The 17,007-nt window shown below is 70.0% G+C and carries 13 protein-coding genes and 2 rRNA genes; 12 read left to right on the forward strand and 3 right to left on the reverse strand.

Annotated elements, in window-relative coordinates; all coding sequences use genetic code 11:
* Positions 1 to 191: 191 nt before the first annotated feature.
* Positions 192 to 1,010 (forward strand): DUF7144 family membrane protein, encoded by an 819-nt coding sequence (locus tag ACQEVZ_RS21960; RefSeq protein ID WP_344503886.1) that lies wholly within the window; start codon positions 192 to 194, stop codon positions 1,008 to 1,010.
* A gap of 593 nt (positions 1,011 to 1,603) precedes the next feature.
* A complete protein-coding gene (locus tag ACQEVZ_RS21965; protein ID WP_344503887.1) occupies positions 1,604 to 2,086 on the forward strand; it encodes a DUF1269 domain-containing protein in 483 nt (160 codons plus the stop codon).
* A gap of 75 nt (positions 2,087 to 2,161) precedes the next feature.
* On the opposite strand, the gene ACQEVZ_RS21970 is transcribed toward ACQEVZ_RS21965, so the two are convergent.
* Complete coding sequence (locus ACQEVZ_RS21970; RefSeq protein WP_433369375.1) at positions 2,162 to 2,803, reverse strand: hypothetical protein; 642 nt, start codon at positions 2,801 to 2,803, stop codon at positions 2,162 to 2,164.
* Positions 2,804 to 3,186: 383 nt separating this feature from the next.
* Between ACQEVZ_RS21970 and ACQEVZ_RS21975 the strand changes: the two genes are divergently transcribed.
* From ACQEVZ_RS21975 to ACQEVZ_RS22020, 10 genes are all read left to right on the forward strand, one after another.
* Entirely contained in the window at positions 3,187 to 6,522 is a 3,336-nt protein-coding gene (locus tag ACQEVZ_RS21975; RefSeq protein WP_433369378.1) for a LuxR C-terminal-related transcriptional regulator, read from the forward strand.
* Positions 6,522 to 6,959 carry a hypothetical protein gene (locus ACQEVZ_RS21980; protein ID WP_360558648.1) on the forward strand — a complete coding sequence of 146 codons (438 nt, stop codon included), beginning with the start codon at positions 6,522 to 6,524 and terminating at the stop codon, positions 6,957 to 6,959. The genes ACQEVZ_RS21975 and ACQEVZ_RS21980 overlap by 1 nt, the downstream gene beginning before the upstream one ends.
* The gene (locus ACQEVZ_RS21985) at positions 6,952 to 7,782 is read left to right on the forward strand and encodes a hypothetical protein (RefSeq protein ID WP_433369381.1); all 831 of its coding nucleotides are present in this window, start codon (positions 6,952 to 6,954) and stop codon (positions 7,780 to 7,782) included. The genes ACQEVZ_RS21980 and ACQEVZ_RS21985 overlap by 8 nt, the downstream gene beginning before the upstream one ends.
* Positions 7,783 to 7,795: 13 nt before the next feature.
* Positions 7,796 to 9,370 (forward strand): hypothetical protein, encoded by a 1,575-nt coding sequence (locus ACQEVZ_RS21990; protein ID WP_433369384.1) that lies wholly within the window; start codon positions 7,796 to 7,798, stop codon positions 9,368 to 9,370.
* Between the two features lie 37 nt (positions 9,371 to 9,407).
* Positions 9,408 to 11,057 (forward strand): potassium channel family protein, encoded by a 1,650-nt coding sequence (locus ACQEVZ_RS21995; RefSeq protein ID WP_354905253.1) that lies wholly within the window; start codon positions 9,408 to 9,410, stop codon positions 11,055 to 11,057.
* A 23-nt stretch (positions 11,058 to 11,080) separates the two neighbouring features.
* On the forward strand, positions 11,081 to 11,389 hold the full coding sequence (locus ACQEVZ_RS22000) for a hypothetical protein (protein WP_433369387.1): 309 nt from the start codon (positions 11,081 to 11,083) through the stop codon (positions 11,387 to 11,389).
* Positions 11,390 to 11,420: 31 nt separating this feature from the next.
* Positions 11,421 to 11,942, forward strand: coding sequence for an endonuclease V (locus tag ACQEVZ_RS22005; RefSeq protein ID WP_433369390.1), 522 nt, complete (start codon positions 11,421 to 11,423; stop codon positions 11,940 to 11,942).
* A 23-nt stretch (positions 11,943 to 11,965) separates the two neighbouring features.
* A complete protein-coding gene (locus tag ACQEVZ_RS22010; protein WP_344503895.1) occupies positions 11,966 to 12,289 on the forward strand; it encodes a PadR family transcriptional regulator in 324 nt (107 codons plus the stop codon).
* A complete protein-coding gene (gene lepB / locus ACQEVZ_RS22015) occupies positions 12,286 to 12,906 on the forward strand; it encodes a signal peptidase I (RefSeq protein WP_433369394.1) in 621 nt (206 codons plus the stop codon). Before ACQEVZ_RS22010 ends, lepB begins: the two co-directional genes overlap by 4 nt.
* A 98-nt stretch (positions 12,907 to 13,004) precedes the next feature.
* The gene (locus ACQEVZ_RS22020) at positions 13,005 to 13,430 is read left to right on the forward strand and encodes a hypothetical protein (protein WP_433369397.1); all 426 of its coding nucleotides are present in this window, start codon (positions 13,005 to 13,007) and stop codon (positions 13,428 to 13,430) included.
* A gap of 165 nt (positions 13,431 to 13,595) precedes the next feature.
* Here ACQEVZ_RS22020 and rrf read toward each other — a convergent pair.
* Both rrf and ACQEVZ_RS22030 read right to left on the reverse strand, forming a co-directional pair.
* Positions 13,596 to 13,712 (reverse strand): 5S ribosomal RNA (gene rrf, locus ACQEVZ_RS22025).
* A 107-nt stretch (positions 13,713 to 13,819) separates the two neighbouring features.
* A 23S ribosomal RNA gene (locus ACQEVZ_RS22030) occupies positions 13,820 to 16,937 on the reverse strand.
* Between the last annotated feature and the right edge of the window lie 70 nt (positions 16,938 to 17,007).

Raw genomic sequence — 17,007 nt, forward strand, 5'->3', positions numbered from 1 at the left:
TCGGCTCAAAAGCACCGGTTCGCAATTTCCGCAAGGGAGGGAGGTCGCCACACGAGCTTCGCCGGATCCGGCCGCGGCGCCTCCTCTCTTGTCCGCCGCGGCCGGACGACGAACCTGCTCTCATTGGTCAGACCTGCCAGACCTGCCTCCTGCCGGTGCCCCGCTCGTGCAGAGGAAGGAACACAGTGGCCATGACCAAGAGCAGAGCCGTGTGGTTCGGCTGGGTCACCTTCGCGGCCGTCATGCTCGTCGTGATCGGGCTCCTCAACGTGCTCGAAGGACTCGTCACGCTGCTGCAGAACCAGGTGGCGTTCATCGACAACAACAGTCTCGTCGTGGTGAACCTGACCGGCTGGGGCATCCTCATGCTGGTCTTCGGCGGGCTGATGCTGGCCGCCGGGATCGGGCTGCTGTCCCGCAACAGCGTCGCCCGGGTGGCGGCGATCGCCATCGTGGCGGTGCACATGGTGATCCAGGTCGGCTGGCTCGGCGCATACCCGGTGTGGTCGCTGTTGATGATCACACTCAGCGTGGTGGTCCTCTTCGCGCTCACCGTCCACTGGTCGGAGTCCATGCCTCCCGCCGTCACGCCGGCCCCGGCGAGCCACCGGGCGGCCGACCGGGACTACCAGGCGGTGGACTACCAGGGGCACGGCAGCGGCATCCCGATGAACGCGCCGACCTCACCGCACCACCCCGCCGCGCAGACGTCGGGGTCGGCGGCGTACGGGCCGAATGTGGGGCCCTACCCACCGAGCGGGCCGTATCAGGCGGGGCGGCCGGGTCCCGCGGCGCGGCCGAACGAGGGCGCGCACAGCGCGGCGGAGGCGAGCCAGCCGAGCCAGCCGGGCCGGCACGGCGACATGCCCGCGACCGGTGAGGCACCGCAGCCGCCGCGGTACGGCGACGTCGGCGGGCCGGGCGCGCACTCCCGGCACGACGAGACGGCCCGGTGGTCGTCCGACCCGCCCCGGCACGCCGCACCGACCTCGGACCACGGCGTGATCTGAGGGACCGCACGGCACACAGAAAAGAACTGGGTGGCTGCCCCCGTGGCAGCCACCCAGTTCTGTGTCTGGAAACGCTTGAGGCGCCGACGCGGGCCTGGGAGCGCGTCGGCGCCTCTCGCGCCGTCCTTCAGTGTTCAGACGTCTTATCGGGCCTGCTGTGTGACTTGCGATGGGTGGGCGGCCTCCTCCGGATCAGCCGCCCACCCATCGGCTCCCGCCGCCCTCGCTGAAGAGCGCCCGGTGCGCAGGATGCGGGCCGTGTTCACCGCTCGTCCTGCCCCGTTGAGTACCCCCTGCTCAACGGTGTTCACCTGACGCCCCAGCTGGGTCGTCACGCCGGGGACCACCGACGACGTGACGCCCGCGGCTGGCGGGAACGGGCGGACCGTCATCGACGGTGCAGCAGTCACCATCAGGGCCGCCCGCAGTTCGTTCATGGCAGGAATCCTGCTGGCTGTCAGAGTGATGCGTCCTCACCCCGGCGGGGTGATCGGCCAGCGGGCACATCGTCACTCCGCACAGGTGGGGCCGCGCACCGTCCAGCGCAGCGACGCTCTTCAAGGAATGCCCGACTCACGGAACGGAGCACGACCATGGCCACGTTGACCGTCTGGAAGTTCGACACCCCCGAGGGGGCGTCCCGCGCCGCCGAGAAGCTCCAGGGCCTCGCGAAGCAGGGCCTGGTGAACATCGAGGACGCCGCGACCGTCTCCTGGGAGGAGGGCGCCAGCAAGCCCAAGACCCGGCAGATGCACAACCTGACCGGCCGGGGCGCGCTCGGCGGCATGTTCTGGGGCATGCTCTTCGGCCTGATCTTCCTCATCCCACTGTTCGGCATGGCCGTCGGCGCGGCCGCCGGCGCCATCGCGGGCTCACTGAGGGACGTCGGCATCGACGACGACTTCATCAAGCGCACCCGCGACGAGATCCAGCCGGGCACGTCCGCGCTGTTCGTGCTGACCACCGACGTCGTGGTCGACAAGGTCCGCGACGCGTTCGCCGGCGACCGGCCGAAGCTCCTGCACACCAACCTGTCCAAGGAGCAGGAAGACCACCTGCACGAGGTCTTCGTCTGAACCCCCTTCCTCCCCGGAGACGGTGACGCCCGGTGGTCCACTGTGGACCACCGGGCGTCTCGGGGCAGAACGTCTTCAGGCATTCGGCAGGTCGGCCATCTCCTTCTCCGCGGACTCGACCTCCGCGGTCAACTTGGCGTGCTGCTCGGACAGGGCGTCGAGCAACTTCTTGGTGGTCTGCAGGCTCTCGGCACCGATGGATCGGGTCGACGCCAGGAGGTTCTCGGCCGCCTCGCGTTGCCGCTGGCGGCGGGTGTCCCACTGCACGCGGCGGGCCTGCTCGGCGCGTGCCTCCTCCGAGCGACGTTGCGCGAGCGCGGTCTGGAAGTCGCGGATCGCGTCCTCGGCGTGCTTGCGGGCGTCGGCGAGCAGCCCCTCCCCCGCGGTCCGGGCGCCGTCGAGCTCCTCGGCGGCCCGCTTGCGCAGGTCGTCGGCCTCCTGCTCGGCCAGCTCGATCATCTGCTGGATCCGGCCGCCGACGGCCTTCGAGGTCTCGTCGCCGCACGTGCACTGGCGGACCTGCGTGTTGAGCCGTTCGACCTTGCCCGCGAGTTGCTGCTCCCGGTAGCGCGCCGAGGCAAGCTCCGTCTCCACGGTGGTCAGCCGCATCTGCAGGGTGGCGATGTAGCGATCCACCTGGCCGCGGTGGTAACCCCTCAGGGCAAGCTCGAACCCGTTCTCGCCGCGGAGCTCGATCTCACCGACAAGCGCGCTCATCCTGGGCTCATCCCTCCCCGCCCGTCGACGCGACGGGCGATAGCGGGAACGCTGCCGACCAGTGTGGTGACCGCGCGTCATCCGATCCGGGTGAGCCTCCTGCATGCGGCGCGCCGGTGCAGCGATGTCGATGGAACCGTTGCTACGCAAGGCAAACAGCCACATCGGCCGAGGGAAGACCACCCAGGCAGGGTGAGGCCCCGCAGCTTGGAGCGGTGCTTTGCTCGTCACGTTTGGCGAGGTATGAAATCGGGGGGCACCGAGTGTCGCAAGCGTTGGTACAGCAGGATCGCCGTGGAACGGCCCCGTCGACGTTGGCGGTGCCGGACCTCCCACCCGGATACGTACTGCGCGACCGGGTCGTCGCGCAGCTTGACGCAGCTGTGCGCGCGCCGCTGACGCTGGTGACCGCGCCCGCCGGATGGGGCAAGACCGCCGCCCTGGTCGCGTGGGCCCGCACCGTGCGGATCGGTGACGAGGTGCCCGTCGTGAGCTGGGTGACCGCGCACTCGCCGGACGGCGCCGACGTGCCCGGCCGGCTCCGCGGCGCCCTCTCCGCGGGGGATCACGCGGCGCCCGCCGGGGACCTGAAGCCCGACCTCTACGCCGAAGACCTGCCGCGCGCCGTCGACGCGCTCGACCGCCCCCACGTCGTGGTCGTCGACGACGTGCGCGAGATCAGCGACCAGGCCGCGCTCGCTGAGCTGGAGTCGCTGGTGCGGCACGGCATGGGCCGCCTGCACCTGGTGCTGTCCTGCCGGCGGGATCCGGCGTTGCCGTTGTACCGGTGGCGGGTCAACGGCTCGCTGACGGAGGTGCGCACGACCGACCTGTCGCTCACCATCGCCGAGACCGCGCAGCTGCTGGCCGCGCACGACGTCGTGCTGCCGGGCAGCACCCTGTACGCGCTGCACTCGATGACCGAGGGCTGGCCGGCCGGGGTGCGGCTCGCCGCGATGGCGATGCGCGGGCACCCGGAGCCGGAGCGGGTCCTCGACGACGGCGGCGCCTACAGCACCGCCGTCGGCGACTTCCTCACCGGCGAGGTCATCGAGACGCTGCCCGCCGACACCCGCCGGCTGCTGCTCGACACGGCGGTCGCGACGCGCCTCAACGCCGGCCTGGTCGAGGCGATCACCGGCCGCGACGACGGCGCGCGGGTCCTCGCGGAGCTCAAGGGCTCCAACGCCTTCCTGACCCGCAACGCCGGCCCCGGCGGCTGGTACCGCTTCCACCCGCTCTTCGCCCGCACCCTGCACTCCGAGCTGCAGCGCCGCAACCCCGAACGCGTCGCCGAGCTGCACCGCCGGGCGGCCGCGTGGCACTCGACCTACGGGATCCCGGCCGAGGCGATGCGGCACGCGCTGCTCGCCGAGGACTGGACCGGCGCCGTCGAGACGCTGGACCGGCACTGGCCGGACATCGTTGGCGGGGTCCGCTACGACCGCCCCCACGAGGCCGCGCCGCACCCGCCGGCCGGCGACGAGCACGCGGACCCGCGGCTGGCGCTGGCCTTCGCCGCGGAGCGCCTGCGGGTCGGCGACCTGGAGGGCACCCGCGACTACCTGCGCCGCAGCAACCGCGCCGCCGACACCCCGCCCACCTCCAGCACCGGCCCCACGAACCCGACCGGCCCGACCGCGACCGGCCCGACCGCGACCGGCCCGACCGCGAGCAGCCCAACCGCGAGCAGCCCAACCGCGAGCAGCCCAACCACCACCGGTCCGGCTGCGACCGCTACGAACCCGACCGGCCCGACCGCGACTGGGACGTCCGCAACAGGGACGCCCGCGACCGGCACGAACGGCCCCACGACCTCCACGCCCGCCAGCACCACCGGCACGACCTCGACCGGGCCGGCCGCCACCGCCACCAGCGGTGGGGGCACCGGAACCACGGACGTCACGAACGCGCCCGGCAGAGACGGCGGCAACAGCCCCGCCGGCGGCGCCGGAGCCACCAGCACCAACGGTACGAACGGCGGCAACGGCAACGGAGAGACCGCGCCGGCGAGCGCGACCACCACGAACACCGGCACCGCGTTCGTCACGAACACGAACGGCACGAACGGGATCGGCACGAACACGTCCGGCGGAGACGGCGGCAAGAGCACCGGCACCGGGCCTGCGAACGTGGCCGCCACCGGCGGCTCCGCGGGAGGGACCTCCGCGAGCGGTCCGGCCGGCATGAACCGCGCGGCGTACGGGATGGGCGCGAACGGACCGACCGGCAACGTCGGCGCGACCGTCGGGCGCTCCGGGCCGGCCGGGTCTGGTGTGCCGGCCGCGCTGCACGTCCCGGCCGCGAACGGTGGCGGTGCGACGGCCGTGATGACCGCGCCCGCGCCGAGCGGGACGTCCGCCGGTACACCCGCCGCTGGACCGGTCGCGGCAGCCGGCGGCACATCGAAGGAGCCCGCCGCGGCCAATGCGCCGGCCCGGGTCAGCGCGCGGATGATGGCCGGGTTCATGGCCGCCGAGGCGTGGCTGTCCGGCGACCCGCGCAGGACGCTCGCCGCCCTCGGGGAGCTCAACCGGCCCGAGGACCAGACCGACGAGGTCCGGGCACTGTCCATGTTGGACGAAGGCGCGGCCCGGCTACGGCTGGGTGAGCTCGCCGCCGCCGGGTCTCCCCTGCACGGGGCTCTGGTGCTCGCCCAGCGCACAGGCATGGCGCAGACGCAGGTGTGCGCAGCGGCGCAGCTGTCGGTGCTGGAGGCGGCCCGCGGCAGGCTGCGGGCGGCGGCTCGGCTCGGCCGGCAGGCGCTGGTGACCGCGGACCGCTTCGGCATCACCGACGCGACCGACCTCGGCTGGGTCCGGATGGCCCTGGCCAGCGTGTACGGCGAATGGGACCGCATCGCGGAGGCCGACCGGCTCCTCGACGAGGGCCTCGACCTGGCCTCCGGCGACCCCGACCTGCTCGTCGCGATCGCGACGGTGCGGGCGAAGCTCCGCCACGGCTCGGGCCGGCTCGCCGCCGCCCTGGAGGTGCTGCACACCGCCCGCCGCGAGCTCGGCGGCGCGCCGCTCACGCCCAGCGTGGAGCGGGCCCTGGCCCTGACGGAGGCGGAGCTGCGAATCAGCGGCGGGGACCTGGGCGCGGCCCGGCGACTCGTCGCGACCGGCGGCGACCCGGACGTGTACCCGGGATGGGCCGCCTGTGTCGACGCGTCGGCGGCGCTGGTCGAGGGCAAGGCTGCCGCCGCCGCGTCGACCGCCCAGCAGTACGCGACCCCGTCGGTGGACACGGCGCTGACCTGGACCGTGCACGCCGCGATCCTGACGTCCCTCGCCGGCCGGGCGCTCGGCGACCGCAACCGGGTGCTGCGCGGCCTGGAGGTCGCCCTGGACATCGCGGAGGAGGAGAGCTTCCGCCGGCCGTTCCTCGTCGGCGGGCACCCCGTGCGGGACCTCCTGGCCAACTTCGCGCCGCTGCTGCCCGTGTACCACCCCCTCGCGGCCGAGCTGGCCGCCGGTTCGTCGCCGCTGGCGGGCGGCGGGCGCGGCGCCGACGGCAGCCTCGTCGAGCCGCTCACCGAGCGGGAGCTGACGGTGCTGCGGTACCTGCAGGGCACGATGTCCAACCTGGAGATCGCCTCGACGCTGTACGTGTCGGTCAACACCGTCAAGACGCACGTCAAGAACATCTACCGCAAGCTGCACGCCGGCCGTCGGCGCGAGGCCGTCGAGCGGGCGCGGGAACTGCGGCTGCTGTGATGCTCGTCCGGGCCGTCGACGAGGGAACCGGACCAGCGACGGCCGCAACGCACCGCTGTGTCTGGGCGGCGCTCGCGGCCACCGTCGCCTGGCCGGCGCTCAACGTCGGCGGCGTCACCCACCCGCAGGCCGCCGCCGTCGGGGTCGGCCTGCTCACGGTGCTGCCGCTGCCGGGGCCGGCGCTGGGCATCGCGTTCGCCGCCGGGCTGGTCCTGATGACCGGCCAGCCATTCGCACCGCTGTTCGCCCTGGCCGCCGCGTCGCTGATCGCGCTGGTGGGCGTGCCGGCGCAGCACCTGCCGAGCTGGATGGGGCCGCTGTCGCTGCCGACACTCGGGGCGACGGCCCTCTTCGCCGGGCTCGTCGCCGGACTGCCCGGGGTCCTTGCCGGACTGCTGCTGGCGAGCGCCACCTCGGCGCTGATCCGGCGTGCTTGAGTACCTCCGCGGGCGGCGTACCGCGATCGTGCGCCAGCAGGCGGGCGCGGCGCAACGGGCCCTCGCCGGCGCGTCCGGGCAGCCGCGCGTCGGCCCGTTCTGGCCGGCCGACAACTGGGTGTTCGTCGCGTACGCGGCGGCCCTCGCCTGCGCCGCGATCGCCGCGCTGGGCATCCACTGGCTCGGCGCGCCGCCGCTGGGCCGCGCGATCCTGGCCGCGGTCGCCGCCACGGGGTTCCTGCTCGCCGGGCTGCACCTGGTGAGGACGCCGGCGAGCCGGGAGCGGTCGCTGCGGCAGTACCTCACCGACCCCCGCGACCGGTCCATGTTCGAGGAGGCCGCCGGGTACGCCGACCGGATCGTGCTGACCTGGCCCGCGCTGGAGCGGCTCGGCGACCCGACCGATCCCCACGACACCCTGGAACGCACGCTGTGGGACCTCGCGCACGCCCTCGCCGAGCGCGGCGAGCTGCGGACCGCCGCCCGGGCGCTGCGCGCGTCGGTGGGCGAGCCGATCGGCGCGGGGCTGCTGTTCGCGGCCGTCACCGACAGGCAGGCGGAGCTCACGCAGCGGCTGACCGAGGTCGACGCCGAGGTGAGCCGGCGGGTCGGGCAGCTGCGGCACCTCGCCGGGCTGTGCCAGGGGTTCCTGGACCAGCGGGCGGCGCAGTCGCGGGCCCGCGTGCGGATCGACGCCGCCGACGCGCTGCTCGGCGCGATCAGCGGCCGGCCGCCCCGCGACGCGGAGCCCGCGGAAACACTGACAGAACGGACCGAAACGGTACTAGCCGCATACCGCGAACTGGCCGACGAATTCGAGTAGCTACCCTGCCGTGGTGTTGAAAACCAGGCTGTTGATTGGTTCGGGGATCGCCGTCGCAGCCGTGGGGCTGTTCTTCGCATACCTGCGGATGGCGTACGCGTTCCCGATCAACAGCGACGGCGCGAGCAACGCGCTGCAGGCCTGGGACATGTTCCACGGCAACCCGCGGCTGTCGGGATGGACGCTGTCCGACGTCGCGTTCTACCCGACGGAGCTGATCCAGTACGCGATCGTCCAGGTCTTCACCGGGCCGACCGTCGACCAGATCCACATCGCGGCCGCCATCACGTACACGATGATCGTGCTGCTCGCCGCCGCCCTCGCGAAGGGCCGCGCGACCGGGCTCCAGGCGTGGCTGCGGGTCGGGGTGACCGTCGCGATCCTGCTGTGCCCGGTGCCCGGCACCGGCTACCAGACGCTGCTGTCCTCGCCCAACCACACCGGCTCCGCCGTGCCGCTGCTGCTGGCGTGGGGGGCGATCGACCGGATGCGCGACACGAAGGCGAAGCCGGTCGTCGTGGCGCTGCTGCTGGGCTGGGGCGCGTGGGGGGACCCCCTCGTCACGTTCGTCGGCGCCGTCCCGCTCGCCCTGGTGTGCCTGGTCCGTGCGCTGCGGCTGCCCGGGTCGCTCCGGAGCCGCCTGACGAGCATGGACTTCCAGCTGGCGCTCGCCGCCGGCATGTCGGTGGCCCTGTCGCACCTGGCGACCTGGGCGCTGCACGCGATCGGCGGCTACCACACGCCGAAGCCGCCGATCGAGCTGTCGCCGTGGGACGAGTGGTTCGGCCGGGCGCACATGACGGCGCGGATGCTGGGCGTGCTGTTCGGCACCCACCGGCCCGGCTGGCAGGGCAAGTGGGTCCAGCAGGGCGTCTCGTACCTGCACCTGATCGGGTTCGTCGTCGCGCTGGTCGCCGTCGCGATCGTGCTGCTGCGGACGCTGCGCGGCACCGCCGACCGGGTCGAGTCCATCATGGCGATCGCGATCTGCTGCGACATCGGCGCGGAGATCGTGTCGACGCTGCCGGTCGACCTGATGGCGGCGCGGGAGATCTCGCCCGTGCTGCCGATGGCCGCGGTCATCGCCGGTCGCGTCGTCGGACCGCGGCTCATGGCCGCCGACGGGCCCACCGGCCGGCGGTTCACGGCCCGCTGGCGGCAGGGCGTGCTGGCCGGCGTGCTGGCGCTGCTCACGCTGAACCTGGTGGCGTACTCGCCGCCGCGCGCCCAGGCGTCCGAGGGACAGGAGGTCGCCGACTGGCTGCAGGCCCGCGGGCTCACCTACGGCCTCGGCGCCTACTGGGTGTCCAACAACATCACCGTCACCACGCACCGGAAGGTGACCGTCGCGCCGGTGATCGGCGACCACGACCGGGTGATCCCGATGTGCTGGCAGTCGAAGACCGACATGTACGACGCGGCGCACGACGCCAGGTTCATCGTCTTCGAGAAGGACCGCCCGTTCTACGGCACGCCGGCGCAGGCGATGCGCATGTGGGGGTCGCCGAAGCAGCGCTTCGACAGCGGCCGCTACGCGGTGCTGGTGTACGACGTCAATCTCCTGGCAGGGTTCCCGCCACCCTGCTGACGCCTCAGGCTCACCGGACGTTTGTACAATCGTCGATGTGCGCCGGTTCGTCGTCTGGGGTGACAACGCTCTCGCACGGCGGCTGGTCGGCGAGCTGATCAACAGCTACGGCGCTCAGGTGACGGCCGTGGTCCCGTCGCTCACGCAGAACCTGGCGCCCGAGATCGCCGAGCTGTGCGCGCCCGACCCGTGGTCGATGGTGGTGCAGGAGCGGCGCCTGACGGCGGCCACGTTCCTGCGGCCCGAGCTCGCCGACGCCGAGGCGATCGCGTTCGTCGACGCCGACGACGTCGCCAACGTCGACGCGGCGCTGATCGCCCGGGAGGTGCTGCCCGACGTCCGGGTCGTGCTGCGGATGTTCAACACCGTCCTCGGCGCCGGCGTGGCGTCGCGGGTGCGCAACTGCGCGGTCCTGTCCGCGTCGGAGATCGCCGCGCCGGCGTTCGTCGCGGCGGCGCTCGGCGACAACACCCCGACGTCGATCCAGCTCACCGACGGCCAGCGGCTCGCCGCCGTCGACCGCGCGCTCGCGAACCCGGCCGACATCCGGTGCGGCCTGGCGGACACCGCCGGCGGCACCACCCTGCCCCCGGACGACGCCGCCGACCTGGTCCTCGTCAGCGTCTACGGCCAGGTCCAGCCGGCGCCGCGGCGCGACGGCCGGCACCCGCTGCGGATGACCCGGCTCGTGCTCAAGGGCGGCCTGCGGCGGGTCCTCGTCGGCGTGTTCGCCCTGATCGCGACCGGCAGCGTCGTGGTCGCCACCGTCCGGGACCTGAGCCCGTGGCGGGCGCTGTACGTCACCGTGCTCACGACCCTCGGTGGCGCCAACGCCGACCTGGAGGCCGGCCGGATCAGCCAGGCCGTCGACCTCGCGCTGGTCTTCGCGGGCGTCGCGGTCATCCCGGCGGTCACCGCCGCCGTCGTCAACACCCTCGTCAAGGCCCGCCTGAAGATCGCCGCCGGCGGCCTGGCCGTGCCCGTCGGCAACCACGTGATCGTCGTCGGCCTCGGCAACGTCGGCGCGCGCGTCGTGCAGGGCCTGCACGACCAGGGCATCGACGTGGTGGCCGTGGACCGCGCCCCGACCGCCCGCGGCGTGGCGGTCGCCCGGGCGCTCGGCATCCCGGTGATCCTCGGCGACGCCAAGGACACCGAGACCCTCGAGGCCGCGTCGGTGGCCACGGCACGCTGCCTCGTCATGGTCACCACCGACGACGTCACCAACCTGGAGGCGGCCCTGCTCGCCCGTTCGCTGCGCGCCGACCTGCGGGTCGTGCTGCGGCTGTTCGAGGAGGACTTCGCCCGGCGGATCAAGGTCGCCTTCGGCATCAACCACTCCCGCAGCGTCTCCTACCTGGCCGCCCCCGCCTTCGCCGCGTCGATGGTCGGCAGCGAGGTCGTCGACACGATCCCCGTCGGCCGCCGCGTCCTGCTCGTCGCGGAGGTCCGCGTCGGCGCCCGCTCCCTGCTGGAGGGCCGCCCGTTCCACGAGGTCGGCGTCGCCGACGAGCTCCGTCTCGTCGCCGTCCAGACCGGCCGCCCCGGCCTCGGCCAGGGCGTCCAGACCTTCTGGTGGCCCGAACGCAACCGCGGCCGGACCCTCGACCGCAGCCACACGATGATCGTCGTGGCGACCCGCGCCGGCCTCGTCTCCCTGCTGGAGCGCGCCGCCACCCGCCCCTGACACCCGCCGGTCACCCTTTACGGGTGCTGGACGGTCACCCGGCCCGGGCGACCGTCGAGGCATGGAATTCCCACCTATCGAAGGCCACGGCCTCCGTCGACGAGATCTGGCGCCTGTACGACGAGACCCGGGACTTCTGGCGGACCTGGGTGGGGCGCCCCACGTACGACGGCTGGAAGGGGCTGGCGGAGACCGTCGACTGGCTGTGCGAGCACTGGGACGAGCCCGACGACGGCATCTGGGAGTCGCGCAGCTCGGCAACTTCCCGCAGGCGTTCTCCCACCTCGGCCTCATCAACGCCGCGATCCGGCCTGGACGAGGCCCTGCGCTGACCCGCGGCGCAGAGCTGGTTCACTTGCCGGTGTGAACCCGCGGCGGTACGGCGCCATCGACGTCGACTATCCGGACACCGGGGGCGCCCGGGGTGCGCTGGTGGTCGCCGCCGAGCCGACGTTCGGCGCGCTGCTCGACGAGCGCGTCGCCTGGCTCGACGACGTCGCCCCGTATGAGCCGGGCGTCTTCTACAAGCGCGAGCTGCCGGCGGTCCACGCGCTGCTGGATCCGCTGCCACCGCTCGACCTGCTCATCGTCGACGGCTACGTCGACCTGGACCCGGACGGCCGCCCGGGCCTCGGCGCGCACGTCCGCGACGCGCTCGGCATCCCCGTGGTCGGCGTGGCGAAGACCGCGTTCCGCAGCGCCACCCACGCCGTCGCCGTGCGCCGCGGCGGCGCCGACCGGCCCCTGTTCGTCACCGCGGCGGGGGTGCCGCTGCCCGACGCGGCCGCGATGGTCGCGGCGATGGCCGGGGCGTTCCGCCTGCCGGACGCGCTGCGCCGGGTCGACGCCCTCGCCCGGGGGCGCGGCACACCTTTCCAGCGATAGTCTTCATATGTAGAGTTTCAGGTATGCCGAGGTTGCCGCACTCGTCGCCACAGACGCTGCACGTCTTCGAGGCCCTGCTCGCCGCGCCCGACGCGTGGCGGTACGGGTATGACCTGAGCCGCGAGACCGGGCTGGCGTCCGGTTCGCTGTACCCGATCCTGATGCGCCTCGCGGAGGGGGCGCTGCTGGAGACCCGCTGGGAGCCGGCGGAGCAGCCCGGTCGTCCCCCACGCCACCTGTACCGGCTGACCCAGGACGGCGCGTCGCTGGCCCGCTCGCGCCTGGCCCGGCGCGCGGCGCAGGCCACCGCTCCGGCGCCGCGCCTGCACCCGCGGACCGCGTCGTGAGCGCCGTCCACCGGCTGGCCCGCGGCGTCCTGACCGTGGCACTGGCGGGCAGCCGCAGTCCGTGGGGCGCCGCCGTCATCGCCGAGCTCGACGAGGTCAAGGGCACCTGGCCGGTGCTGCGCTGGACGGCCGGCGGCCTGTGGGTCGCGGTGCGGGAGCGGCGCCGGGTCCGCCGTGCCGTCGTCGCGGCCCTGGTCGCGACCGCCGCGCTGGCCGCGTTCCAGCTCCGCTCGATCCCGTCGGGCGCGATGGCGCCGACCCTGTCGATCGGTGACCACGCGGTCGTCGACCGGCTCTCGTTCCGGCTGACGGGCATCGACCGCGGCGACATCGTCGTGCTGCGCGCCCCGTCGGGCGTCGGCGGCTCGTTCACCACCGTCGACAGGGTCATCGGCCTCGCCGGCGACACCATCGACTGCGCCGGCGGCAGGGTGCGCCGCGACGGCACGCCGCTGGACGAGCCCTACATCCACGGCGCGGCCACCGACTGCACGCCGGTGACGGTCCCCGACGGCATGCTCTACGTCCTCGGCGACAACCGCGAGGTCGCCCGCGACTCCCGCCACTACGGCCCCGTGCCCGCCTCCGGCGTCACCGGCCGCGTCCTGCTGGTGTGATCTCCGTGGCACGTTTCGGGGATTCGACGGTCCGCAAGATTGACTAACGTTGTCTTCGACAGCAACGGAAAACACACCGGACATCGGGGAGAAACGCAATGAGCGAGTGGGACAGCGGCGACCACGGGTACGACGGCGGCACCGACTACGGTCACGTGGAGACCGGTCAGGACCACGAGTCGCTGAACCAGCTGCACGAGGTGAACGCGGCTGACAACAACTACGACTCGAACTTCGGCGTGTACGAGCAGGACTCCGCGTCGGCCGAGTCGACGTCGTTCGACCAGGGTCACCACGTGTCGGTCACGGACGCGTCGGGTGCGCAGTACGAGGAGTCGGACTTCACCTCGTACGACCACAACGAGGCCAGCGCCGACCACACGTTCGCCGCGGAGGGCTCGGAGCACTCGTCGGCGTCGGAGTACAACGAGCTCGAGGCCCTGCAGGCGCGCCTCGACAGCTCGTTCGCCTCGGCCACGCAGCTGCACACCGACGGCGGCGCCTTCGGCGTGGCTTCCAACTAAGCACCACCACACCGCTCCCCCGGAGCGTTCCGATGGCCGGCACCCTGGCGGGGGTGCCGGCCATCGGCGTTTCGCCGTTCGGTGGCGAGGCTTTCCTGGCGCTGTTTTCCTGGTCTGGAAATGCGAGTAGCCCCAGCCGGATGGCTGGGGCTACTGCGAAATTTTGTCCGGCGGCGTCCTACTCTCCCACACTCTCTCGGGTGCAGTACCATCGGCGCTGGAGGGCTTAGCTTCCGGGTTCGGAATGGGACCGGGCGTTTCCCCTCCGCTATGGCCGCCGTAACTCTATGAACCTGTCAACCACCGCACACCCCAGTCTGTCGGGGGTGCGTTCTGGTGTTGGTTCAGAATCACACAGTGGATGCGTTGTCTTCACAGCTTTTGTGTATGAGGTCAAGTCCTCGGCCTATTAGTACCGGTCAGCTCAAACCTGTTACCAGGCTTCCACTTCCGGCCTATCAACCCAGTGGTCTAACTGGGGGCCTTAACCCTCAAGGGGTGGGATACCTCATCTCGAAGCGAGCTTCCCGCTTAGATGCTTTCAGCGGTTATCCCTTCCGAACGTAGCCAACCAGCCGTGCTCTTGGCAGAACAACTGGCACACCAGAGGTTCGTCCGTCCCGGTCCTCTCGTACTAGGGACAGCCCTTCTCAAGTATCCTACGCGCGCGGCGGATAGGGACCGAACTGTCTCACGACGTTCTAAACCCAGCTCGCGTACCGCTTTAATGGGCGAACAGCCCAACCCTTGGGACCTACTCCAGCCCCAGGATGCGACGAGCCGACATCGAGGTGCCAAACCATCCCGTCGATATGGACTCTTGGGGAAGATCAGCCTGTTATCCCCGGGGTACCTTTTATCCGTTGAGCGACACCGCTTCCACCTGCCAGTGCCGGATCACTAGTCCCGACTTTCGTCCCTGCTCGACCTGTCAGTCTCACAGTCAAGCCCCCTTGTGCACTTGCACTCAACACCTGATTGCCAACCAGGCTGAGGGAACCTTTGGGCGCCTCCGTTACATTTTAGGAGGCAACCGCCCCAGTTAAACTACCCACCAGACACTGTCCCTGAACCGGATCACGGTCCGAAGTTAGATACCCAAATCCAACAGAGTGGTATTTCAAGCTTGCCTCCACAACCACTGGCGTGGCCGCTTCACCGGCTCCCACCTATCCTACACAATCGAATTCGAGTACCAATGTCAAGCTATAGTGAAGGTCCCGGGGTCTTTCCGTCCTGCCGCGCGTAACGAGCATCTTTACTCGTAGTGCAATTTCGCCGGGCCTGTGGTTGAGACAGTGGGGAAGTCGTTACGCCATTCGTGCAGGTCGGAACTTACCCGACAAGGAATTTCGCTACCTTAGGATGGTTATAGTTACCACCGCCGTTTACTGGCGCTTAAGTTCTCCGCTTCGCCCCGAAGGACTAACAGGTCCCCTTAACGTTCCAGCACCGGGCAGGCGTCAGTCCATATACATCGTCTTACGACTTAGCATGGACCTGTGTTTTTAGTAAACAGTCGCTTCCCCCTGGTCTCTGCGGCCACCAACCGCTCCACCAGCACGTGGTCTCACCATCGGTGGCCCCCCTTCTCCCGAAGTTACGGGGGCAATTTGCCGAGTTCCTTAACCACAGTTCGCCCGATCGCCTCGGTATTCTCTACCTGACCACCTGTGTCGGTTTGGGGTACGGGCCGCTCGAAACTCGCTAGAGGCTTTTCTCGGCAGCATGGGATCACTGACTTCGCCTGAAACGGCTCCGCTTCACGTCTCACCCTCAAGCAGTGCGGATTTGCCTACACTGCGGGCTACACGCTTGCCCCGGCACAACCACCGGCCGGGTCCAGCTACCCTCCTGCGTCACCCCATCGCTTGCCTACTACCCCACAAGTTCCCAACATCAACCCATCCACCCGAAGGCTTCAAGGAATCCGGAGGTTAGTACATGAAGGTTCAGCATGGACGCTTCTACGCGGGTACGGGAATATCAACCCGTTATCCATCGACTACGCCTCTCGGCCTCGCCTTAGGCCCCGACTCACCCAGGGCGGATTAGCCTGGCCCTGGAACCCTTGGTCATCCGGCGGCAGGGTTTCTCACCCTGCTTTCGCTACTCATGCCTGCATTCTCACTCGCGTCACCTCCACGGCTGGATCACTCCGCCGCTTCACCGGTGACACGACGCTCCCCTACCCATCCACACACCTGGACCCTCATCCGAAGAATCAGGCCGGGTTATCATGTGAATGCCACAGCTTCGGCGGTGTGCTTGAGCCCCGCTACATTGTCGGCGCGGAACCACTTGACCAGTGAGCTATTACGCACTCTTTCAAGGGTGGCTGCTTCTAAGCCAACCTCCTGGTTGTCTATGCGACCCCACATCCTTTACCACTTAGCACACGCTTAGGGGCCTTAGCTGGTGATCTGGGCTGTTTCCCTCTCGACTACGAAGCTTATCCCCCGCAGTCTCACTGCCACGCTCTCACTTACCGGCATTCGGAGTTTAGTTGACTTCAGTAAGCTTGTAGGCCCCCTAGGCCATCCAGTGCTCTACCTCCGGCAAGAAACACGTGACGCTGCACCTAAATGCATTTCGGGGAGAACCAGCTATCACGGAGTTTGATTGGCCTTTCACCCCTAACCACAGGTCATCCCCCAACTTTTCAACGTTGGTGGGTTCGGCCCTCCACGCGGTCTTACCCGCGCTTCAGCCTGCCCATGGCTAGATCACTCCGCTTCGGGTCTAGGACACGCGACTGAACGCCCTATTCAGACTCGCTTTCGCTACGGCTCCCCCACACGGGTTAACCTCGCCACGTATCACTAACTCGCAGGCTCATTCTTCAAAAGGCACGCCGTCACCCCCACCAAACGGTGGGACGCTCCGACGGATTGTAGGCGCACGGTTTCAGGTACTATTTCACTCCCCTCCCGGGGTACTTTTCACCTTTCCCTCACGGTACTAGTCCGCTATCGGTCACCAGGGAGTATTTAGGCTTACCAGGTGGTCCTGGCAGATTCACGGCAGATTACAGGAGTCCGCCGCTACTCGGGAACACACCAACACAGACCCGCGATTTTCGCCTACCGGACTCTCACCGTCTACGGTGCCGCTTTCCAGCGGACTTCGACTAACCACGAATTTTCTGACTGTGCAACCAGATGGCAGCCTGGTTCAGACATGTCCCACAACCCCGCACACGCAACCCCTGCCAGGTATCACACGTGCACGGTTTAGCCTCATCCGCTTTCGCTCGCCACTACTCACGGAATCACAATTGTTTTCTCTTCCTGCGGGTACTGAGATGTTTCACTTCCCCGCGTTCCCTCTACCCGCCCTATGTGTTCAGGCGGGAGTGACACCACATGACTGGTGCCGGGTTCCCCCATTCGGACACCCTGGGATCACAGCTCGGTTGACAGCTCCCCCAGGCCTATCGCGGCCTCCCACGTCCTTCATCGGCTCCTGGTGCCAAGGCATCCACCGTACGCCCTCAGCAACTTGACCACAAAAAAGCTATAAAGATGCTCGCATCCACTGTGCAATTCTCAACCAACACCAAACCCACACCTCTTTA

Source organism: Dactylosporangium sp. CA-152071, assembly GCF_050936335.1.
GTDB lineage: Bacteria > Actinomycetota > Actinomycetes > Mycobacteriales > Micromonosporaceae > Dactylosporangium > Dactylosporangium maewongense.